Annotated in this window: 20 protein-coding genes and 2 tRNA genes; 9 read left to right on the forward strand and 13 right to left on the reverse strand. The window is 59.0% G+C overall.

Going from position 1 to position 22,438, the window contains the following annotated elements; translation table 11 throughout:
• Positions 1-36: 36 nt before the first annotated feature.
• The 7 genes from lpdA to sdhC form a co-directional block, all read right to left on the reverse strand.
• Entirely contained in the window at positions 37-1,476 is a 1,440-nt protein-coding gene (gene lpdA / locus ACMG4N_RS12275; RefSeq protein ID WP_297764355.1) for a dihydrolipoyl dehydrogenase, read from the reverse strand.
• Positions 1,477-1,569: 93 nt separating this feature from the next.
• Positions 1,570-2,829, reverse strand: coding sequence for a 2-oxoglutarate dehydrogenase complex dihydrolipoyllysine-residue succinyltransferase (gene odhB, locus ACMG4N_RS12280; RefSeq protein ID WP_297764358.1), 1,260 nt, complete (start codon positions 2,827-2,829; stop codon positions 1,570-1,572).
• A 13-nt stretch (positions 2,830-2,842) separates the two neighbouring features.
• A complete protein-coding gene (locus ACMG4N_RS12285) occupies positions 2,843-5,677 on the reverse strand; it encodes a 2-oxoglutarate dehydrogenase E1 component (protein ID WP_286827250.1) in 2,835 nt (944 codons plus the stop codon).
• Between the two features lie 394 nt (positions 5,678-6,071).
• Positions 6,072-6,788 carry a succinate dehydrogenase iron-sulfur subunit gene (locus tag ACMG4N_RS12290; RefSeq protein WP_273009610.1) on the reverse strand — a complete coding sequence of 239 codons (717 nt, stop codon included), beginning with the start codon at positions 6,786-6,788 and terminating at the stop codon, positions 6,072-6,074.
• A gap of 14 nt (positions 6,789-6,802) precedes the next feature.
• Complete coding sequence (sdhA, locus tag ACMG4N_RS12295) at positions 6,803-8,578, reverse strand: succinate dehydrogenase flavoprotein subunit (protein WP_297764365.1); 1,776 nt, start codon at positions 8,576-8,578, stop codon at positions 6,803-6,805.
• A gap of 3 nt (positions 8,579-8,581) precedes the next feature.
• A complete protein-coding gene (gene sdhD, locus ACMG4N_RS12300; protein WP_273009614.1) occupies positions 8,582-8,953 on the reverse strand; it encodes a succinate dehydrogenase, hydrophobic membrane anchor protein in 372 nt (123 codons plus the stop codon).
• Entirely contained in the window at positions 8,947-9,321 is a 375-nt protein-coding gene (gene sdhC, locus ACMG4N_RS12305; RefSeq protein WP_273009616.1) for a succinate dehydrogenase, cytochrome b556 subunit, read from the reverse strand. Before sdhC ends, sdhD begins: the two co-directional genes overlap by 7 nt.
• 454 nt (positions 9,322-9,775) lie before the next feature.
• Between sdhC and gltA the strand changes: the two genes are divergently transcribed.
• From gltA to ACMG4N_RS12345, 8 genes are all read left to right on the forward strand, one after another.
• Complete coding sequence (gene gltA / locus ACMG4N_RS12310; RefSeq protein ID WP_297764370.1) at positions 9,776-11,059, forward strand: citrate synthase; 1,284 nt, start codon at positions 9,776-9,778, stop codon at positions 11,057-11,059.
• Positions 11,060-11,425: 366 nt separating this feature from the next.
• Positions 11,426-12,538, forward strand: a complete 1,113-nt coding sequence (locus ACMG4N_RS12315) for an SMP-30/gluconolactonase/LRE family protein (protein ID WP_414431848.1) — start codon at positions 11,426-11,428, stop codon at positions 12,536-12,538.
• Positions 12,525-13,403: an NAD(P)-dependent oxidoreductase gene (locus ACMG4N_RS12320; protein ID WP_414431849.1), complete on the forward strand. Its 879-nt coding sequence runs from the start codon at positions 12,525-12,527 to the stop codon at positions 13,401-13,403. Before ACMG4N_RS12315 ends, ACMG4N_RS12320 begins: the two co-directional genes overlap by 14 nt.
• A 410-nt stretch (positions 13,404-13,813) precedes the next feature.
• Positions 13,814-14,221: an MbcA/ParS/Xre antitoxin family protein gene (locus ACMG4N_RS12325; RefSeq protein WP_297764377.1), complete on the forward strand. Its 408-nt coding sequence runs from the start codon at positions 13,814-13,816 to the stop codon at positions 14,219-14,221.
• Positions 14,212-14,919, forward strand: a complete 708-nt coding sequence (locus ACMG4N_RS12330) for an RES family NAD+ phosphorylase (RefSeq protein ID WP_414431850.1) — start codon at positions 14,212-14,214, stop codon at positions 14,917-14,919. Before ACMG4N_RS12325 ends, ACMG4N_RS12330 begins: the two co-directional genes overlap by 10 nt.
• A gap of 72 nt (positions 14,920-14,991) precedes the next feature.
• Positions 14,992-15,768, forward strand: a complete 777-nt coding sequence (locus tag ACMG4N_RS12335; protein WP_414431851.1) for a TIGR01458 family HAD-type hydrolase — start codon at positions 14,992-14,994, stop codon at positions 15,766-15,768.
• Between the two features lie 59 nt (positions 15,769-15,827).
• Complete coding sequence (locus tag ACMG4N_RS12340; RefSeq protein ID WP_414431852.1) at positions 15,828-16,397, forward strand: isochorismatase family protein; 570 nt, start codon at positions 15,828-15,830, stop codon at positions 16,395-16,397.
• Position 16,398: 1 nt separating this feature from the next.
• Complete coding sequence (locus ACMG4N_RS12345; RefSeq protein WP_414431853.1) at positions 16,399-17,763, forward strand: nicotinate phosphoribosyltransferase; 1,365 nt, start codon at positions 16,399-16,401, stop codon at positions 17,761-17,763.
• Between the two features lie 209 nt (positions 17,764-17,972).
• Here the strand turns inward: ACMG4N_RS12345 and ACMG4N_RS12350 are convergent.
• From ACMG4N_RS12350 to gltX, 3 genes are all read right to left on the reverse strand, one after another.
• Positions 17,973-18,048: transfer RNA gene (locus ACMG4N_RS12350), tRNA-Glu, on the reverse strand.
• Positions 18,049-18,053: 5 nt separating this feature from the next.
• Positions 18,054-18,129 (reverse strand) — tRNA-Ala (locus tag ACMG4N_RS12355).
• 330 nt (positions 18,130-18,459) lie between these two features.
• On the reverse strand, positions 18,460-19,944 hold the full coding sequence (gene gltX / locus ACMG4N_RS12360) for a glutamate--tRNA ligase (protein ID WP_414431855.1): 1,485 nt from the start codon (positions 19,942-19,944) through the stop codon (positions 18,460-18,462).
• A 162-nt stretch (positions 19,945-20,106) separates the two neighbouring features.
• Here gltX and ACMG4N_RS12365 point away from each other — a divergent pair, with 162 nt between their 5' ends.
• On the forward strand, positions 20,107-20,667 hold the full coding sequence (locus tag ACMG4N_RS12365; RefSeq protein ID WP_414431856.1) for a DUF4399 domain-containing protein: 561 nt from the start codon (positions 20,107-20,109) through the stop codon (positions 20,665-20,667).
• Between the two features lie 75 nt (positions 20,668-20,742).
• Here ACMG4N_RS12365 and ACMG4N_RS12370 read toward each other — a convergent pair whose 3' ends face one another.
• The 3 genes from ACMG4N_RS12370 to ACMG4N_RS12380 all read right to left on the reverse strand — a co-directional run bounded on the left by ACMG4N_RS12370 (position 20,743) and on the right by ACMG4N_RS12380 (position 22,423).
• On the reverse strand, positions 20,743-21,078 hold the full coding sequence (locus tag ACMG4N_RS12370) for a YnfA family protein (protein ID WP_414431858.1): 336 nt from the start codon (positions 21,076-21,078) through the stop codon (positions 20,743-20,745).
• Between the two features lie 95 nt (positions 21,079-21,173).
• Complete coding sequence (locus ACMG4N_RS12375) at positions 21,174-21,518, reverse strand: TraR/DksA family transcriptional regulator (RefSeq protein ID WP_414431860.1); 345 nt, start codon at positions 21,516-21,518, stop codon at positions 21,174-21,176.
• A 56-nt stretch (positions 21,519-21,574) separates the two neighbouring features.
• Complete coding sequence (locus ACMG4N_RS12380) at positions 21,575-22,423, reverse strand: universal stress protein (protein WP_414431861.1); 849 nt, start codon at positions 22,421-22,423, stop codon at positions 21,575-21,577.
• Between the last annotated feature and the right edge of the window lie 15 nt (positions 22,424-22,438).

Raw genomic sequence — 22,438 nt, forward strand, 5'->3', positions numbered from 1 at the left:
GTCTGGACGCCGTCACTTCGCGACCGTTCTGCGGCGTTATTTCTTGCGCCGACGCTGCGCCACATGGATTGCCTTGTAATCCACGGCCAGGGCGGCTTCATGAACGGTTTCCGACAGGCTCGGATGACCGAACACCATCAGTTGCAAATCTTCTATGGTGGCGCCGAATTCCATCGCCACCACGCCTTGCTGGATCAGTTCTGAGGCCTGAGGCCCCACCACATGCATACCGAGAATGCGGTCGGTTTTCTCATCGGCCACAAACTTCACCATGCCCCCGGTCTCACCGGCCGCCATGGCGCGACCATTGGCCGCAAAAGGCACAGCCCCGGTCTTGTAGGCTTCACCGGATTCCTTGACCTCTTCTTCGGTCTTGCCCACCCATGCCACTTCCGGATGGGTGTAGATCACCCCGGGGACGGCATCGTAGTTAACCTGGGTGTGCTCGCCAGCAATCACCTCGGCCACCATCACGCCTTCCTCGATGGCCTTATGGGCCAGTGCAGGGCCGCGCACCAGATCACCAATGGCGTAGACGCCGGGCACATCGGTACGGCACTGGTTGTCCACGTAAACGAAATTACGCTCATCCAGGCTGACACCGGCATCCTGACTGAGCAGGCCTTCGGTATAGGGGCGACGGCCCACGGCCACGATCAGTCGGTCGAAGGTCTCCTGCTGATCACCGTCCTTGTCGGTGAAGTTCACCACGACCTGGTTCTTCTTCATCTCGGAGCCGGTAACCCGGGCGCCAAGGCGGATATCCATGCCTTGTTTGCTGAACTGCTTCTTGGCGTCCTTGGCGATCTGCTGATCCACCGTCGGCAGGAAGGTGTCCACTGCTTCCAGCACCACCACTTCGCTGCCGAGACGGGCCCAGACACTACCCAGTTCCAGCCCGATCACACCGGCACCAATCACACCGAGACGCTTGGGCACTTCGGGAAGATCCAGGGCGCCGGTAGAGTCGACGATAATCTTCTGATCAACCGGGGTCGGTGGAATCTCTACCGGCACGGAGCCAGCGGCCAGAATGATGTGCTCAGCCTGCAGGGTCTGCGCATCACCGTCCAGGGGAGAAAATTCCACCTGTTTGCCACTCTTCAACTGCCCACTGCCTTGCAGCCACGTGACCTTATTGGCCTTGAAGAGCTGGGCGATGCCACCGGTCAGGTTACGGACGATGGTGTCCTTGCGCTTGTGCATGGTATCCAGGTCCAGGCTCACGTCGCCCAGCTTGATGCCATGGTCCGCCAGGGAGCTCTGCGCTTCGTGATACTTCCAGGAAGAATCCAGCAGGGCCTTGGAGGGGATGCAGCCCACATTCAGACAGGTACCACCCAGTGCGGGCTCGTCCTGCTTGTTGATACGTTTCTCGATACAGGCCGTGTTGAAACCCAGTTGCGCACAACGGATGGCAGCCACATAACCGCCGGGGCCACCACCGATGACAATGACGTCGTACTTGTCAGCCATGATCTATTCCTTCAATCGCTGGCACGCTTCACGCAACACGCTGGCACGCCCTTAGCGTGGTTGCGTGCCAACGTGATGCGTGCAGGCATACATTCAGATATCCAGCAGCAAACGCGCCGGATCTTCGATAAAGTTCTTCACTGCCACCAGGAACTGCACCGCTTCCTTGCCATCGATCAAACGGTGGTCGTAGGACAGCGCCAGGTACATCATCGGCAGGATTTCCACCTTGCCGTCCACCGCCATGGGGCGCTCCTGGATTTTGTGCATGCCAAGGATGGCCGTCTGCGGCGGGTTGAGGATCGGTGTGGAAATCAGTGACCCAAATACCCCGCCATTGGAAATGGTGAAGGTGCCACCGGTCATTTCCTCGATGGAGAGCTTGCCCTTCTGAGCTTTCTGGCCGTACTCGATGATCTGGGATTCCACTTCCGCCAGACCGCGCTGGTCTGCATCACGAATCACCGGAACCACCAGACCTCGCTCGGTGGACACCGCCACACCCACGTCGTAGTAACCGTGGTAGACAATGTCCTCGCCATCGATGGACGCATTCACTGCCGGGAACCGTTTCAACGCTTCCACACAGGCACGGGTGAAGAAGCCCATGAAGCCCAGGCGCACGTTGTGGGCCTTTTCAAATTCCGGCTGGTAATGCTTGCGCATATCCATGATCGGTTTCATGTTGACCTCGTTGAAGGTGGTCAACATGGCGGAGTTCTGCTGGGCAGACACCAGTCGCTCGGCGATACGCTTGCGCAGACGGGTCATGGGAACCCGACGCTCTTCGCGTTCACCCGGCGTTGCCGGTACATCCAGGGTAGCCGGCTGCTGCGGTGCCGGTTGACTGGCCCGCTTCTCTTCCTTGTCGCTGATGGTTTTTTCCACGTCCGCCTTGGTGATGCGGCCGCCTTTGCCGGTGCCGGTCACTTGGGCAGCGGCAACGCCATGTTCGGTCATCAGCTTGCGCGCCGCCGGGCCGGCCTGGTCCGACGCGCTGTCGTCGTCGCTGGCTGCCTCATTGGCGGGCGCCTTTTCTGCTGTCGAAGCCTCTTCTTTCTGCTCCGCCGGAGCCGAATCGGCTTTGTCACCACCAGATGACGCCGAACCGCTGGCGCCCTCTTCGAAATGACCCAGCACTTGCTGGCTCTCAACGGTATCGCCTTCAGCTGCGAGAATCTTGCTGACTACACCGTCAGCCGGTGCCACTACTTCCAGCACCACCTTGTCGGTTTCGATGTCCACCAGCAGCTCATCACGCTTGACCGCTTCGCCTTCCTGTTTGTGCCAGGTGGCTACGGTGCCGTCCGCTACTGATTCGGGAAACTGCGGAGCTTTGATATCAGTCGCCATGCCTAATCCTTATTTACTTGATCTCGAAGGCGTCCTGGACCAGACGCTGCTGTTGTTCCACATGAAGGGCCATGGAGCCAGCTGCCGGCGCGGCAGCCATATCACGGCCAGCGTAATGCACCCGCAGGTCTCCGACCTCGCGGGCCACCCGGTACATATGGTGCTGCGAGCAATACCAGGCGCCCTGGTTCATGGGCTCCTCCTGACACCACACCAGGTTCTCCAGATTGGGGTAACCCTCCAGCACTTCCTGCAAGCGCTGCTCCGGGAACGGATAGAGCTGCTCGACGCGAATCAGCGCGGTGTCGATCAACTCATCGCTGTCGCGCTTCTCGAGCAGGTCGTAGTACACCTTGCCGGAGCACATCACTACCCGTTTCACCTTGTCGCGATCCAGCTCTGCCGGGTCATCCAGCACGGTACGGAAAATACCGTCAGCCAGATCTTCCAGGGTGGAAATCGCTTTTTTATGCCGCAGCAAACTCTTGGGACTCATGATCACCAATGGCTTGCGCAGCGGGCGAACCGCCTGGCGGCGCAACAGGTGATAAATCTGGGCCGGGGTGCTGGGAACGCAGATCTGCATGTTGTGCTCGGCGCACAATTGCAGGAAGCGTTCCAGCCGGGCGGAGGAGTGCTCCGGGCCCTGCCCTTCATAGCCATGGGGCAACAGCATGGTCAGCCCACACAGGCGACCCCACTTGGCCTCCCCGGAGGAAATGAACTGATCGATCACCACCTGGGCGCCGTTGGCAAAGTCGCCGAACTGCGCTTCCCAGATCACCAGCGTCTTGGGCGTGGTAGTGGCGTAACCGTACTCGTAGCCAAGCACCGCCTCTTCGGACAGCAACGAATCATAAATATCGAAACGTGGCTGACCCTCATAGAGATGCTGCAGCGGCACATACTGCTCACCGTCTTTCTGGTTGTGCAGCACCGAATGACGGTGAGAGAAAGTGCCGCGGCCGGAATCCTGCCCGGTGAGACGCACATGGAAGCCTTGATCGATCAGGGTGGCGTAGGCCAGGGTTTCACCGTACCCCCAGTTCAACGGCAAGGCACCGGCGGTCATCTTGCGGCGATCTTCGAGAATCTTTTTCACCTGACGCTGAACGACAAGACCTTCAGGCGGCGTTTCCAGGCGAGTGGCAAGATCCTGCAACTTTTTCAGCGGATAGCTGGTATCCCAGTCATCTTCCACCTGATGGCCGATGTAGGGTGACCAGTCCACGAACAGGGACTTGTTGGGTTCACGCACCAGGGATTTCACCACGTGGTCGCCCGCATCCAGCATGTTGCGGTAATCGTCAGCAGTTTTCTGTGCTGCCTGCTCACTGACCACGCCCTCACTGACCAGACGCTCCGCATAAAGCGTTCGCGTAGTCGGGTGGGACTTGATCTTCTTGTACATCAGCGGCTGGGTGGAAGATGGCTCATCCGCCTCGTTATGACCCAGGCGGCGATAGCAGATCAGGTCAATCACCACATCCTTCTTGAACTGCATGCGGTAGTCCACCGCCAGCTGAGTGACGAAGTACACCGCTTCCGGATCATCTGCATTGACGTGGAAAATGGGGGCCTGCACCATTTTTGCCACGTCGGTGCAGTACTCGGTGGAGCGCGCATCATCACGACGGCTGGTCGTAAAGCCGACCTGGTTGTTGATGATCACGTGCAGGGTACCACCGGTATAGAAGCCCCGGGTCTGGGACATCTGGAAGGTTTCCATTACCACGCCCTGACCGGCGAAGGCGGCATCGCCGTGCAGCAGGATCGGTACGACCTGTTCGCCTTCATGGTCTTCCCGGCGATCCTGGCGGGCCCGCACCGAGCCCTCCACAACCGGGGAGACGATTTCCAGATGCGATGGGTTGAACGCCATGGCCAGGTGGACTTCACCGCCGGAGGTCTGCACATTGGAGGAAAAGCCCTGGTGATACTTCACATCACCGGAGCCGGTTTCGATAAAGCTCTTGCCATCGAATTCCTCGAACAGATCCTTGGGACTCTTGCCCAGGGTGTTGACCAGCACATTCAGACGACCCCGGTGGGCCATGCCGATGACCAGTTCCTTGGCCCCGTAGCTGCCCACCCGCTGAATGATCTCGTCCATCAGCGGAATCAGGGATTCGCCCCCCTCCAGACCGAAACGCTTGGTACCCGGGTACTTGCTGCCCAGATATTTCTCCAGACCTTCCGCGGCGGACAGACGCTCGAGAATATGTTTTTTGACGTCTTCACCGTACTCCGGATGGCTGCGCACGCCTTCCATGCGCTGCTGGAGCCAGCGTTTTTCCGCGGTGTTGACGATATGCATGTATTCGGCACCCACACTGGAACAATAGGTGCCCTGCAAACAGTCAACGATCTCACGGAGAGTGGCTTCGGGCTTGCCGATAAACAGATTACCGGTCTGGAATACGGTATCCAGGTCCGCGGGGCTTAACCCGTGGTGAGACAACTCCAAATCCGGTACTGCTTCGCGCTCCATGATCCCCAGTGGATCCAGCTTCGCCACCTGATGACCCCGGTTGCGGTACGCCGCAATCAGGTGCAGCACTCGCACCTGGCGTCGCTCGTGCTCGGTGCTGACAGCACTGGCACCGAACTTTTGCACCCGGGAACGATTCTTGGCCTGCAACAGGAAATATTCACGAACAGCCGCATGGGGAACGTCAGATTCGACGGCGGCATCAACACTGGGGAGTTTTTCGAAGTAGACGCGCCAGTCTTCCGGCACAGAATTGGGGTCAGTCAGATAGGATTCGTACAGTTCGTCGACATAGGCGGCGTTGGCTCCTCCGATATGGGAGGACTGCCATTGGCGCTGCATGGAACTGTCTTGCATGTCAGCTCGTTCCTTCAGCGGGAGGTGTCACACTCTGTGGTAGGTGGTGTCACTGCGACCACAGGGGGGCGACCCTGTTCCCGTACGCTTTGTATTGTCCGGGACAGCGCCTTTTAAGCCCTGCCCCACCCATGAGATGAAACAAAACCACTCATCGTCACCGGGTGGGGTGAGGGTGAGTGTTCTGTCACGTCTCGACGAGGGATTACCTCGAATCGCCGTCTAGTGTAGCCCTTTTATTTCGGTTTTGTTAGACGCCGATTTGATAAAACAACTTAACACTTTTTCTATCCATTACGGCACTGGCAAAACGTCGAATAGACACCATTCAACGACACTTTCTACGGTAACAGATACAAAAAAGGCGGCCATATGGCCGCCTTCTTCGTTCGGGTCAGATGCCCCGTTCCAGCAACATGGAACGGATATGGCCAATGGCCCGGGTCGGGTTGAGCCCTTTCGGACACACGCTGACACAGTTCATGATGCCGTGGCAACGGAACAGGCTGAAGGGGTCATCCAGCTTGCTCAGTCGCTCTTCGGTAGCCGTATCGCGGCTGTCCGCCAGGAAGCGGTAGCTCTGCAACAGGGCCGCCGGGCCCAGGAACTTGTCCGGGTTCCACCAGAAGCTCGGGCAGCTGGTAGAGCAGCAGGCACACAGAATGCACTCGTACAGGCCATCCAGCTTGGCACGATCTTCTGGAGTCTGCAGGCGCTCAATAGCCGGCGCCGGGCTGGTATTCTGCAGGAACGGCTGCACCTTCTCGTACTGGTTGTAGAACATACCCATGTCCACCACCAGGTCGCGAATGACCGGCAACCCCGGCAACGGGCGCAGGATCAGCGGCTTCTTGCCTTCCAGTACCCCCGGTGCCACTTGGGACAACGGAGTAATACAAGCCAAGCCGTTCTTGCCGTTGATGTTCATGCCGTCAGAGCCACATACACCCTCACGACAGGAGCGACGGTAGGACATGGAGGAATCCTGCTCTTTCACCAGAGCAAGGATGTCCAGCACCATGAGGTCTTTACCCTGGGTATCAACCTCATACTCCTTCATGCTCGGCTCGCGGTCCGTTTCCGGATTGTAGCGATAGATACTAACTTTCATCGTATTACTCTCCGTTAGTAGGTCCGAGCCTTGGGCTGGAAGGTGTCGACAGTCTTCGGCTTGAAGTTCACGTCACGCTTGCCCAGCTTCTTGGCTTTCGGGTCGAAGATGGAGTGGCACAACCAGTTCTCATCGTCACGATCAGGGAAATCGTAGCGGGAATGGGCACCACGGCTCTCGGTACGACCTTCTGCTGCAATGGCAGTGGCTTCCGCCACTTCCAGCAAGTTCTCCAGCTCAAGTGCTTCGATACGCGCGGTGTTGAACGGCTTGCTCTTGTCATCAAGATGCGCCTTACCAATGCGCTCGCGCAAATCCGCAAGCTTGGCTACACCTTCCGCCATCAGATCACCTTTGCGGAATACGCCGAAGTGATTCTGCATCACACTCTGCAGCTCTTTGCGCAGGGCCGGAATGGATTCGCCACTGGTAGACTCATCCCAACGACGCAGGCGCGCCATGGCTTCGTCGATGTTGGCATCGGTGGGCTCGTACTGGGTCATGCCCTGACGTAGCTGATCCTCGATATAAAGGCCTGCAGCCCGACCAAACACCACAAGATCCAGCAGCGAGTTACCGCCCAGGCGGTTTGCACCGTGTACAGATACACAGGCGACTTCGCCCACTGCGAAGAGACCATTGACGAACTGCTCTTCACCTTCATGGCCGCCAGACAGCTTGATGGCCTGACCGTGAACGTTAGTGGGGATACCACCCATCATGTAATGACAGGTCGGCACAACCGGGATCGGTTCCTTCACAGGATCAGTCTGCGCGAAAGTAATGGCCAGTTCACAGATACCCGGCAGGCGGCTGTGCAGCACTTCTTCACCCAGGTGATCGAGCTTGAGGAATACGTGGTCGCCGTCCGGACCAGCGCCTCGGCCGTCCAGGATCTCCATCATCATGGAACGGGCAACAACATCACGGGAGGCCAGATCTTTGGCGTTTGGCGCATAACGCTCCATGAAACGCTCGCCATCCTTGTTGATCAGATAGCCACCCTCGCCCCGACAACCCTCGGTAACCAGTGTGCCCGCACCGGCAATACCGGTGGGATGGAACTGCCACATTTCGATGTCTTGTACCGGCAGGCCAGCACGCAAAGCCATGCCAACACCGTCACCGGTATTGATCAGGGCGTTGGTGGTAGACGCGTAGATACGACCGGCACCGCCGGTAGCAAAGACGGTTGCCTTGGCCTTGAAGAACACGGTCTCGCCGGACTCGATATCGATGGCGATCACGCCACAGACATTACCTTCGTCGTCCTTGACCAGTTCGGAGGCATACCACTCGTTGTAGAACTGGGTGCCGTTCTTCAGGTTCTGCTGGTAAAGGGTATGCAGCAGCGCATGACCGGTACGGTCAGCGGCCGCACAGGTACGGGCCGCCTGGCCGCCTTCACCGAAGTTCTTGGACTGACCACCGAACGGACGCTGGTAGATACGACCTTCTTCGGTACGGGAGAACGGCAGACCCATGTGGTCCAGTTCAAATACCGCTTCCGGGCCCACATTACACATGTATTCGATCGCGTCCTGGTCACCGATATAGTCGGAGCCTTTGACGGTATCGTACATGTGCCAGCGCCAATCATCGTTGGGATCAGCAGACGCGATGGCACAGGTAATGCCGCCCTGGGCGGACACGGTGTGCGACCGGGTCGGGAATACTTTGGAAATCAGCGCAGTCTTGAAACCGGACTGGGCCATTTGCAGTGAGGCGCGCATACCGGCACCACCACCACCTACGACGATAGCGTCAAACGTAATAGTGCGAATGGACATGGATTACGCCCCTCCCCAAATAACAACCAGACCCCACAACAGGTACACCACCAGTGCCAGTGCAATTGCCAGCTGGGCAATCAGGCGAACGCCGGTGGCAGCTTTACCCAGGGTCATGCCGGTCAGGTAGTCGGTGGTTACGCCCCACAGGCCTACCCAGGTATGTGCAGCAACGGAAACTACCAGCAGGGTGTTGGCAATCTGCATGCAGACAGAGCTCATCAGAGCTTTCCAGCTGCCATAGTCCAGGTCACCGGACAGCATCAGGTAGCCCAGCATGCCGATCATGTACACACCAATGATAGCGGCAGACACACGTTGAATGAGCCAGTCATACAGGCCGTTCCGGCCCAGGCTCGTCACACTGGTTACCATATCCAGCCTCCTACCAGCAGAATCAGTACTACAGAGATGATGAACACCAGTTTGGCGCCGCGCTGGCCGCCTTCCAGGGTCTCACCCACTCCAGCATCCATAATAAGGTGGCGAATACCTGCCACCAGGTGATACAGCAGTACAGCCAGAATGGCCCATACCACCAACTTCACCAGCGGGGAGGTCATCAGTTCTTTCAGGTCCGCAAAGCTCTCGGGAGACGCCAGGGAGCGATCCAGCATCCACAACAGAATCGGCAACGCCAGGAAAATGGCAACGCCGGTTACACGGTGGGTGATAGATGCTATAGCCGTGACCGGGAACTTGATCGTGCTCAGATCGAGGTTAACGGGTCGCTTATCGTTCACGGTAGCCTACTTATAGCCGGGCCCCAGGTTGGGGCGGTTGTCGGGAACTTTGGCAAAGTTGTTGAGATCAAAACGTGAAGTCTGATCTTAACAACCTCGCCTGGGCCGGGGTGGGCCCACACAAAACCCCCAGTCAGAGGTTTCTGCCGGGCGGCAGTATATCGCTGCGCCCTGAGCAAAACAAACGCTGCGCACCATTCAAACACAGTATCTTTCCTCTAACGCCTTGATTTACAATGGCGCACCGGATGTGAGCGCCCTAAAAAGAGCTTGCACCAGCCTGATGCAAAATGCGGTTATTGCTGTAACAGGCTGTTTACCCTACAAAAGTCTGACCCACCGGTTCCCGGGTTCGCGTTGACAAAGGTGTGTCAAAACTTTACCTTCCCCCGCGCTTTGGAGGACCTTCCTTGCCTTGAGGAACGTTCCCTCGTCCGCCAATGGAGAGATTCCCATGACCGAGAAGAAAGCCACTCTCAAGGTAGATGGTAAGGACCTGGACCTGCCGATCTACACCCCGACCCTGGGCCGCGATGTTATTGACGTGTCCAAACTGGTAGCCAACGGTGTCTTCACCTTCGACCCGGGCTTCACCTCCACCGCCTCCTGTGAATCCAAGATCACCTTTATTGATGGTGAAGTGGGCAAGCTGCTGCATCGCGGCTACTCCATCGAGGAACTGGCCGGCAAGTCCGACTACCTGGAAGTGTGTTACACCCTGCTTTACGGCGAACTGCCCACCGCAGAACAGCGTGATCAATTCATCAGCACCGTGAAGAATCACACCATGGTGCACGAGCAGATCCGCAACTTCTTCAACGGTTTCCGCCGCGATGCCCACCCGATGGCCATCATGTGTGGCGTAGTTGGCGCGCTGTCTGCCTTCTACCACGACTCTCTGGACATCAATAATCCCGAGCACCGTGAAATCACCGCGTACCGCCTGATCGCCAAGATGCCCACCATCGCGGCCATGTGCTACAAGTACGCGCTCGGCCAGCCCTTCATGTACCCGCGCAACGACTTGGGTTACGCAGAAAACTTCCTGCACATGATGTTCGGCAACCCTTGTGAAGAATCCAAGATCAGCCCGACCCTGGCCAAGGCCATGGATCGCATCTTCATCCTGCATGCGGATCACGAGCAGAACGCCTCCACCTCTACCGTGCGTCTGGCTGGCTCCTCCGGTGCCAACCCGTTCGCCTGTATCGCTGCTGGCATCTCTGCCTTGTGGGGCCCGGCACACGGCGGCGCCAACGAAGCCGTGCTGAACATGCTGGACGAAATCGGCTCGCTGGATAACATCGACGCCTACATCGCCAAAGCCAAGGACAAGAACGACCCGTTCAAGCTGATGGGCTTCGGTCACCGCGTTTACAAGAACTACGATCCGCGTGCCACCGTGATGCGCGAATCCTGCCACGATGTTCTGGCCGAACTGGGTGTCAACGATCCGCAACTGGAACTGGCCATGAAGCTGGAAGAAATCGCCCTGAGCGACCCCTACTTCAAAGAGAAGAAGCTGTTCCCGAACGTGGATTTCTACTCCGGGATCATCCTCAAGGCGATCGGCATTCCGACCTCCATGTTCACCGTGATCTTCGCTCTGTCCCGTACCGTGGGCTGGATCGCACACTGGAACGAAATGATCTCCAACCCGTACAAAATTGGCCGCCCTCGCCAGTTGTACACCGGCGAGACCGAACGCGAGTTCGTACCGGTCAACGAGCGCAAATAACCGCCTCGTTAGCGCCACACAAAAAAACCGCCTCCGGGCGGTTTTTTTGTGCCTGCTGCCTGTTAAGTTCAAAGGCTTTTTACCACAGAGGGCACAGAGTTCACTGAGTAAAACCCTTTCTTTTCAGAGACAAGAACGCACTGCTTGCATGGCGAATTAACTGGCTATCTGCATAGCGCGCCCCAGAAAACCTGCCGCTGCGATGTCTTTTCCTCAGTGAACTCTGTGCCCGCTGTGGTAAAAACAGATTCTGCCTTTACCGCCCACCCCAACCACGCTCATCCACAATGATTAGCACCCTGCATTTGCGCGACTGCTCCCTCCATGCAAGCATCGACGTTCCGTTAACCGATCTTCCGGATTCCAATGATAAAAAACATTGCACTGCTGATTCTCATCATTCTGGTTGGCTATCTGTTGTTCTGGCCGGTATCCATTGATCCAGTGGCCTGGCAGGCACCGGAAGCACCCGCGCTTGAAGGCCCCTATGCCAGCAACTCCGCCCTGGCGCAAAGCCGCTCCCTGGCCGTTGACGACGGCATCGGCCCGGAAGATGTGGCTATCGATAGTGACGGTTTTCTCTATGTGGGCTACGTGGACGGCCGCATCGTCCGCTTCAACCCGGATGGCAGCAACCCGGACCTGATTGCCGACACCAAGGGGCGACCGCTGGGCCTGGATTTTGACCCGCAAGGCAATCTGATCGTGGCCGATGGCTACAAGGGGCTGCTCAGCATCAGCCCGTCCGGGGCCATTGCCGCGCTTTCCCAGCGGGCCAACGGTGTGGATTACAAATTCACCGACGATGTGGATGCGGACAGCAACGGTGTTATCTACTTCACCGATGCGTCCAGCAAGTTCGGCCCCGCCCTGCACGCCCGCGACGACATTCTCGAACACGGAGGCCACGGCCGTCTGCTGCGTTACGACCCGGCCAGCGATCAGACCCAGGTCCTGCTGGATGGCCTGCAATTCGCCAACGGCGTGGCCCTGTCCCGGGACGAAGACTTTGTCCTGGTCAATGAAACCGGCAGTTACCGGATTGTTCGTTACTGGCTGAAAGGCGACAAAGCCGGCAGCCATGATGTTTTCTTCGACAACCTGCCCGGTATTCCGGACGGCATCTCCAGCAACGGTAACGGCACCTTCTGGGTCGCCCTGTTCAGCCCGCGTAATGCCATGCTGGACGCCATGTCCGACAAGCCCCTGCTGCGCAAGGTGGCCTTCCGGTTGCCCTCATTCCTGCAGCCCCAGCCTGCCCACCACGGTTTCGTACTGGGTCTGAACGAACAGGGGGAAGTCACTCACAACCTGCAGGACACCAGCGCCGACGCCTTCGCCCCCATCACCAGCGTGGAACAACACGGCAATACCCTGTATCTGGGCAGCCTCACCGCCCCCCGGTTTGCCACCTACCCGCTACCGGCCAATGACCCCGCAACGGTTACCGAGCAGGATCCCAGCAATGCCACAAATTAACGCCGCGTTTATCGGACTTGGCACCATGGGCTACCCCATGGCCGGCCACCTGGCCGAAGCCGGGCTGTCCATGACCGTCTACAACCGCACCGCCAGCCGCGCTCACCAGTGGGCCCGGGATTTTAATGGCCGTACCGCTGCCACCCCCGCAGAGGCCGCTGCAGGCGCCGCCATGGTGTTCGTCTGCGTGGGCAATGACGATGACCTGCGCCAGGTCACTCTGGGCCCCGGCGGCGTACTGGAAACTCTCAGCGAACGCGCCCTGCTGGTGGATCACACCACCGCCAGCGCCGCAGTGGCCCGGGAGCTGGATGCCGCCTGCCGGGATCGCCAGGCAGACTTTATCGATGCGCCGGTGTCAGGCGGCCAGCAGGGAGCCGAAAACGGCCAGCTGTCGATCATGTGTGGCGGTGATGAGGCGGCCTACCAGCGCGCGGTTCCCGTGCTGAACCACTATGCCAAAGCGGTCAATCTGATGGGCCCGGCAGGCAGCGGGCAGCTCACCAAAATGGTCAACCAGATCTGCGTGGCAGGCCTGGTGGAAGCCTTGGCCGAAGGCGTCGCCTTCGCCCAGAATGCCGGCCTGGATGCCGGCAAAGTGTTCGAGACCATCCAGCATGGCGCCGCTGGCTCCTGGCAAATGAGCCATCGCCACCAGACCATGATCAACGACCAGTATGAACACGGCTTTGCCGTGGACTGGATGCGCAAAGATCTGGATATCTGCCTGGCAGAAGCCGCTCGCAACGGCACCCTCTTGCCGGTGACGGCGCAGGTAAATGATTTTTATCGAGAGATTCAGACCATGGGCGGCGGACGCTGGGATACTTCCGCCCTGCTGCGCCGGCTACAAAAGCCGCAGTAACCCCTCCTGCCCCCGTTGTTTTATTCCAGCGAGATAACAGCGGGGTTTTCCGATGCCCCTTAATCTTTCCGTTATTGCGCACCCTTTTCGGGCGCAAGCCCTGCATCACTGCCATTTCACCCATGCTCTGCCATTTTTTGGGGCAGGAAATTGGCAATCATTCATCAGACATTTGGCAACACGAACCGGCATAAAGCCCGCGTAGCCACTCACTATCAGTGTCCGCGCCTACCTTCTATGCAGCCCGGCACCGATTTACCTCACCTCTCTGTGCTCGATGCCAGAAAACAGGACAATCGACTCAAGCAACCGGCCTCCTTCCTAAGCAGAGTCATGGCCTGCCCATAAATCCACATATAGACAAAAAACACAAAAAGGATCATTATTGAACCATCAAGTCAGGAGGCACCATGGAAGCAGTCAGACAACAGCCCCCTCAGGCACTGGACGACGGCGCCCGCCATGCAGCCCTGCGCGCCGTACTCAAGCTGCTGGAGCACTGGCAGTGCAGTGAGAAGGAAAAGATGGCCCTGCTCGGCGTGGGCCGCTCCACCCTGCACAAGTACCAGAGCCAGCCGGACAGCGCCCGGGTCGGCAACGACCTGCTGGAACGTCTCAGCTACTTGCTGAATATCCACCAGGCGCTGCGCACCCTGTTCGGTAACCGGGAAAACGTTTACGGCTTCGTGCGCATGGCCAACCACAACCCGTTCTTCAACGGCGCCACCCCCATGGACATCATGAGCAACGGCCGCGTGGCCAGCCTCTACGAAGTACACCGTCAGCTGGACAGCCTGCGGGGCGGGCAATGGGGATAACGCAAACCGATATACAGGCCCTGCCCCGACAGACTTTTCCCTCGCAGATTGCTTACCGGCTGATCAACGGCAAATATCCGCCCATCGCCATTTTTGACGATGTGGCAGATCAGGCCGACTTCGATGCCCTGTTTGCCGTGCAGGCCCTGACCAACCCGCGCCTGCAGAACGAAGTGGGTGACCTGAACCGGGTACCCCCCGCAGAGCGCCCCTGGGGTATTCCCGGTTGCAACTATGCCCTGGGACCCTTTGTCCACGTAAACCCCGCCGGCTCCCGCTTTTCTGATGGTGCCTACGGCGTCTTCTACTGCGCGGATCGCATGGCAACGGCCCTTGCCGAAACCCGTTACCACCAACAGCGTTATTTCCAGCAGGTAGAAGGCCTGAAATACGACCGCATTGTCATGCGTGGCCTCAAGGTCCACTTCTCGGCCACCCTGTGCGATATCACCCCGGCCAGCCGGCATCCGCGCTGGCATGCTCCGGACAATTACCAAGCCCCACAACAGCTCGGCCAGCAGCTGTATCAGCTACGCGAAACCGGCCTTCACTACGAATCCGTCCGTGCCCCCGGCAGCCACTGCTATGCCCTGTTCTCCCCCCTGCCGGTGGAGGCCATCACCCCCAGCGCGCATTACGAGTACATCTGGGATGGCGAGAAAATTGCCCACACGCTGACCATTCGCCGCTTGAGCTGACCACACCGCCACGCCTATGCTCTGAGTAGAGCCTGATTTCCCGCCATACACAGGCTCTCACGGAGGAGTGCTATGCCGCTGCATGCCATCTGCCTGGACCTGGCCGGCGTGTTCTACCAGGGGCCGCGCCTGCTACCCGGCGCCCAGTACGCCCTTCAACGCCTGCGCGCCACCGGTCTGCCCCTGCGCTTTGTCACCAATACCTCCCAGCGCAACCGCAACCAGATACTCAATGACCTGGCCAGTCTGAACCTGGCGGTTGATGAGTCAGAACTGTTCACCGCGCCACAAGCCGCCCACGACTACCTGACTCGCCGAGGGCTAACGCCCTTCTGCCTGTTCCACCCCAACCTGAAAGAAGAGTTTTCTGACCTGGAAGGCAAGCAACCCGATGCCGTACTGATCGGCGATGCCGGCAGGAAATTCAGCTACGAGCATCTGGACCAGGCATTCCGCTTGTTGCACGACGGGGCACCGCTGATTGCCATCGGCGAAAACCGTTACTACCAGCTGGATGACGGCCTGCATCTGGATGCCGGCCCCTTTGTCAGGGCATTGGAATATGCCGCCGACTGCCAGGCCATCATTACCGGCAAACCCTCCACCGCCTTCTTTGAACAGGTTTTGGCCGACCTGGGAACCAGCCCCGAACATACCCTGATGGTCGGTGACGATGTCCATGGCGATGTGGAAGGGGCACTGAACAGCGGCATGCAGGCCTGCCTAGTGCAAACCGGGAAATACCGGACCGGTGACGAGCAGGCCATCAGCGGAAAATTCCAGCTGGAAAGCGACATAGGCACTGTCGCAGAGCGCGTCGTCAGTCTGCTCGAATCGCCCACCCCTTGAATCACTGCCATCAGGCTCCGACACTGGAAGTCGCCACAAGCAACAGAGGACTGGCAACCATGGGACATCTTCCCCTGAAGGCCGGCGATGCTGTGCTGGCCGTGGATATCCAGAATGATTTCTGCCCCGGTGGCGCCCTGGCCGTGCCCGATGGCGATCAGGTAGTCCCCGTAATGAACGTCTGGATGAACGCCGCCGCCGACGCCAACTTGCCGGTGATCGCCTCCCGCGACTGGCACACCGTGGACCACTGCTCCTTCCAGGCTCAGGGCGGCCCCTGGCCACCTCACTGCATTCAGGACACGCCGGGCGCCGCCTTTCACCCGGATCTGTCCCTGCCCGCAGGCACGGTCATCGTCAGCAAGGGTACCGCCTTTGACAAGGATGCCTACTCCGCCTTTGATGGCACCGGCCTGACGGGCTGGTTACGGCAACGGGGCGTTAAACGGCTCTGGGTCGGCGGACTGGCTGAAGACGTCTGCGTCTTCCACACCGTCAAGGACGCCTGTGAAGCCGGCTTTCAGATTCACCTGCTTTGCAGCGCCACCCGCCCGGTTTTCCCGGATCAGAAAGGCCCGACTCTGAAGGCTCTCCAGGAAGCCGGTGCCGAACTGGAAGATATCCCCTGATATGGATCTTTCTGCTGACAATGATGCGCAGGGCCTGCTGACCGATCTCTACGAACTGACCATGCTGCAGGCCTACTGGCATGAAGGCATGAATGACACAGCGACCTTCAGCCTGTTTTATCGGGAAATGCCAGAACAACGTAACGTCATGCTGGCCTGCGGGCAGGAGTACGCCGCCCGACAAGTCAGCCAACTGCACTTCCCCTCCCGGCAGGTTAACCGGCTCAAGACGCTGGACCTGTTTCAGGATGGTTTTCTGCAATGGCTGCAGGACTTCCGCTTTAGTGGCGAGATCCACTGTCTGCCGGAAGGGACCCCGGTATTCCCCCAGGAGCCCCTGCTGGAAATCACCGCCCCGCTGATGGAAGCGCAGCTACTGGAAAGCCTGCTGATGAATTATGTGCATCTGGAGACCGTGCTGGCCTCCAAGGCGTTGCGCATGGTCCTCGCCGCCGATGGCCGGCCAGTGGTGGATTTCGGCATGCGTCGCATGCATGGCAGCGACGCTGCCCTGCGCGGGGTGCGCGCCTACCGCGCCGCCGGCCTGGCGGGCACCAGCAATGTGCTGGGCGGCTTGCAGCACGGGCTGCCCTTACGCGGCACCATGGCCCATTCCTATATCCAGGCCCATGACAGCGAGATGGCGGCATTGCGGACTTACGCCCAGCTGTATCCCGGCACCACCCTGCTAGTGGATACCTACGACAGCCAGGCAGGCGTGGAGAAAGTGGTCCGACTGGTACGCGATGAAGGCCTAGACGTGGGAGCCATCCGTCTGGACTCTGGCGACCTTTCACAGCAGGCCAAAGACGCCCGTCGGCAACTGGATGCTGCAGGGCTGCAGCAGGTTCGCATCCTGGTCAGCGGTGGTCTGGATGAATACCGCATTGCCGGCCTAATGGCCGCTGGGGCACCCATCGACGGTTTTGGTGTGGGCACCAGCATGGGCGCCTCCAGTGATGCCCCCACCCTGGATCTGGCCTATAAACTCACCGACTATGCGGGCCATCCCAGGCTGAAAAACTCCCCCGGCAAGCAACTACACCCGGGCCGCAAGCAGGTATGGCGACAAACCGATGAGCAGGGACATTATCAACAGGACCGGATTACCGCCCGGGACGAGCAAAGTGAAGGCGAACCGCTGTTACAGCCCGTTATCCAGGGCGGCGAACCCTGCCGCGAGGCGCCGGATTTGGCGGTTACCCGGGAAAACGTCGCCAGGCATCTGAGAAAGCTACCCGAAGCTCTGCTTAGCCTGCATCCCGCGCAATCGAGCTACCCGGTGGAATTCAGTCAACGGCTGATGGCCCTGCGAGAAACGGTGCTGGAGGAACTGGAAGGTGCATTGCTGCATTCCGGGACGTAGGGTGCACTGAGCCCAAGGCGAACTGCACCGATCCGGCGTTTGATGGTGCAGTTCGCCTTGGGCTCAGTGCACCCTACACAATCAGCGACGGCGAGGCAGATTTACGGTTCTGTCATCCATATCGGGCAGCTAGCTGGCCGCTTGCGCTAATCCGCGCGCGATGCCCACAAATAAAAAAGCCCCACTCTTTCGAGCAGGGCTTTTCTATATGGCGTCCCCTAGGGGAGTCGAACCCCTGTTACCGCCGTGAAAGGGCGGTGTCCTGGGCCACTAGACGAAGGGGACGTATTTGGTGGAGCCAGGCGGGATCGAACCGCCGACCTCAACACTGCCAGTGTTGCGCTCTCCCAGCTGAGCTATGGCCCCAAATACGACAATCGGGACAAGGTACGTCCCGGTTGGTGCGGCGTATTCTACCCAGCCCCCCTACTCTGTCAAGCGCTGGCCTGGTGTTTTTTTCAGAATGAAGTCCGTTTGGCTACATCCTGAACAAGCTGCTGAAAAACTGGACAAAATCCACAGCCTCTGCCGTAGGAGCGTCGCTGGCGGCGCGATAACCAAAGTTTCGAGTTGCGAGAAGCGAGTTTCGAAAGACAAACCCCAAAACCCGGGAAAGCCCGATGATTTTCGCTTCTCGTAACTCGTTACTCGCAACTGACCTTATCGCGCCGCCAGCGACGCTCCCACAGTCAGGCCTCAGCCTACCGGCAAATCCCGGTAAGCCTTCTCCAGCTTCTTCATCTGCTTCTTGGACACACCGCCCAGCACCTCGATGGCATTGCGCAGGCGGGCGCGGCTCAGGTCGGCGCCGATGATTTCCATGGAATCCACCACCGAGAAGCTGGCGCTGGTACCGGCAATGGCAACGAAGGCAGGGAACAGGAAATCCTTGATCTTCACTTCCAGGGCATCGGCAATGGCCTTGGCATCCGCAAACAGGCCGTCACGGTTCCAGTCATTGCGCGCCTCATAGGCCCACAGAAGGTATTGGAGCCACACCTTCATGTCCTCGCCACCGTACTGCTTGTGCTCGAAACTGGCTTCGCTTATCGCCGGCATGCCGTTGAAACAGAAGGCCGCCTTGTCCGCCACATCCGACAGGGTTTCCACCCGCTGGCGCAGGTGAGGGATGATCTTCATGGCGTAATCGCGGTTGTAGGCCCAGTCCAACAAGGTATCCAGGAACTGCTCGTCGCTCTGCTCACGCAGCCATTGCCCGTTCAGCCAGCTCAGCTTTTCCACATCAAAGACCGGGCCGCCCAGGGACACCCGGTTGATATCGAAGGCGTCCTGCATCTGCGCCAGGGTGAACTTCTCGCTCTCGTCCGGCATGGACCAACCCATCCGCCCCAGGTAATTCACCAGTGCTTCCGGCAGGTAGCCCATGCGCTGGTAAAACAGGATGCTGGTGGGGTTCTTGCGCTTGCTGAGCTTGGATTTGTCCGGGTTGCGCAGCAGTGGCATATGGCAGAGTACCGGCATGTCCCAGCCGAAATACTCATACAGCAACTTGTGCTTGGGGGCAGAGTTCAGCCATTCCTCACCACGGATCACGTGGGTGATCTCCATCAGGTGATCATCGACGATATTGGCCAGGTGATAGGTGGGCATGCCATCGGACTTGAGCAGGATCTGCGCATCCACCAGCGCCCAGTCCAGCTCCACGGTACCGCGCAGCATGTCCTGAATTTCACAGCGACCGTCTGTGGGCACACGCATGCGGATCACGTAAGGCGCCCCTTCCGCTTCGCGCTTTGCCTGTTCTTCCGCAGGCAGTTCCAGATCCATCGGCTTCAACGCCCGGTTCTGGCCCTGCTCTTTCAGTTCGGCACGCAGAGTGTCCAGTTCTTCACTGGTGCGGTAGCACTTGAAGGCATGGCCCTTCCCAATCAGCGCCTGCGCATACTCCGCATACATATGCTTGCGTTCGCTCTGCCGATACGGGCCATGGGGGCCGCCCACATCCGGGCCTTCATCCCAGCTCAGCCCCAGCCACTTGAGCGAATCCAGAATCATCTGCTCGGACTGATCAGTGGAGCGGGTCTGGTCCGTATCTTCAATACGCAGAATGAACTGGCCACCGTGCTGGTGGGCAAAGCAGCGATTGAACAGGGCGATATAGGCGGTGCCTACGTGGGGGTCACCGGTGGGCGACGGCGCTACGCGAGTACGGACGGTCATGCTGACTCCAATAAGGCAAACTGGCGCGGATTATACCTGCCAAAGCGTGATCCATATAGACATCCACCTGCGCCTTTCTGCTAAGGTTGAACGCAACTCATTCTTCTGCCGGCACACCGCCTGCAGACTTCATCAACGCGACAGGAAGAAAAGGAAGAAACCATGCGTATTCCCTTTCAACATTCTCTACTAGTGGCCATGATTGCCGGCGCCACCCTGCTGCAGGGCTGCTCGGACAACAACGAAGAACCCATGGCCGAAGCCCCGGCAACTGAAGCGCCCGCCACTGAAAGCCAGGCTGACCCCACCATGGCCGAAGACACCAATGCCAACGATGCCACCAGCAATAGCGGCATGACCCGCAGCAGCGCCCCGGAAGGTGCCACAGCCACCATTCTCAGCCCCGCTGATGGTGCGACTGTGACCAGCCCCGTAACAGTGGAATTCGGCCTGGAAGGCATGGACGTGGTGCCCGCCGGTACCGAGCAGGAGCATGCCGGTCATCACCATCTGCTGATCGATCTGGACAAGGATTCCATGCCTGCCATGGACTTCCCGCTGCCGGCCAACGACAACGTGGTGCACTTCGGCAAGGGCCAGACCCAGACCGAGCTGGAACTGGAACCGGGCACCCATACCCTGCAATTGCTGCTGGGTGACCACATGCACGTGCCCCATCAACCGCCGGTGATGTCCGAAAAAATCACTATTACGGTTGAGTAAGCATTAAGCGCCGGACGTCGTACGCCAGAAGGGTTTGTCTTTCGGCGTCAAACGTCCGGCATCAAGCCTCAGGCGTTATCCTATCTGCCGTGGCGCAAACATGATGATCGCCATCCCCGTCAGCGCCACCAGCGACCCGACAATATCCCAGCCCGTGGGACGAATCCCGTCAACGCCCCACAACCAGAGAATGGCCACGAAAATATACACGCCTCCATAGGCCGCATAGACCCGCCCCGCCGCTGTGGGGTGCAAAGACAGCAGCCAGGCAAAGGCCGCCAGACTCAACGCAGCTGGAATCAACAGCCAGACGGATTTCCCCTCACGAAGCCACAGATAAGGCAAATAACAGCCCACGATCTCGGCAACCGCCGTGATCAGAAACAACCCCAGAATCTTCAACTCCGGCAAGGAGACCTCCCGATATATCGTCAGATCAACACACCGCAACGCACCAGCGGAGCAAAGCATGTAGAGAGTACAAAGAGTGAACCGAAAGCTCAGGCCTATTCGCGGGCACTGGCGCACTCAAGGCAGAACAGGGTGGCGGGATCAATCTCGAGACGTCTGGGATTGACAGGCTTGCCGCAATCCTCGCAGTAGCCGTAATCATCCTCATCAATACGGCGAAGGGCGGCAACAAGCTGGCGCATCCGCTGTTGCTGACGCTGGCGGGTTGCCAGGGCCATGGCCTGCCCCTGCATGGCATCCATGCGCGACAGGCGCCCGACACTTTGCTGATCCAGCTCCACGGGCTTGGTGGCTGAATCAGCCGCATCATTCTTTTCGCCTAATGCCTGTTTCTCTTCCAGCAATTTCAGGCGAAAACGTTCCTGTTCTGCCTGCTCCATTTGGCTCCCCCAGGGGACAAGAACCCCGGCGCAATCAACCTCGCCGGGGTACATGCTTATCGCAGCAACAAATGCGGTACCGTGGCGTTCTTGATCATCTTGCTGGTGGTGCTGCCCACGAAGAACTCGCGGATACGGGAATGGCCGTAGGCCCCCATCACCACCATATCAATGCCGTTATCCTGCTGGTATTGATGCAAGGCGGGCTCCACGTCCCCTTCCAGTTGCGCCACTTCCACCTCGTGACCGGATTGCTCCAGGGTGTCGCGAGCCCAGGCCAGATCCTCGCTCAGCTGTTTGTCCTTGCCTACGGCAACCAGGTGACAAGGCAAGCCCAGGAACAGCGGGCTGGCGGCCAGCATTTTCACGCCGTCACGGCAGGTTGGGCTGCCATCGAAGGCCAGCATGATGTTGCCGGGCTCGGTAAAATCGGACGGCACCACCAGAATCGGCTTGTGCATGGTGCGAATCACCTGCTCCACGTGGTCGCCCACCTGCTCAGCCTCGCCGGTGTGTTCCTCTCCCAGTTTGCCGATCACCAGGATGCGGGTCTGCTCCTGCATGCCCGCCAGGGTCTCTACCAGGCCACCATGACGTTGACGCTGTTTGGGTTCGCTTACGCCTTTTTCGATAGCGCGCCCGGCAGCCGCTTCCAGCATCAGCTTGCCCTGCTCCAGGGCCAGCTTGTTGCGTTTGGCATCCAGTTCGGACAGTTCAGTGAGCAGGGACTCGCGACCGCCCAGCAGCAAGTTGCCGCTAAGATCACTTTCCACCGGGTAACGGGAGTGATCCAGAACGTGCAGCAACGTCAACGGCGCATTCAGACGCTGCACCGCCCACACCGCATAATCACACACCCGGGCCGCGGCCGGAGAGCCATCAATACAGGCAATAACATCACTCATTGTTCTTCTCCTTTA

The organism is Alcanivorax sp. IL2 (genome assembly GCF_047495475.1).
In the GTDB taxonomy this organism is placed as follows: Bacteria; Pseudomonadota; Gammaproteobacteria; order Pseudomonadales; family Alcanivoracaceae; genus Alcanivorax.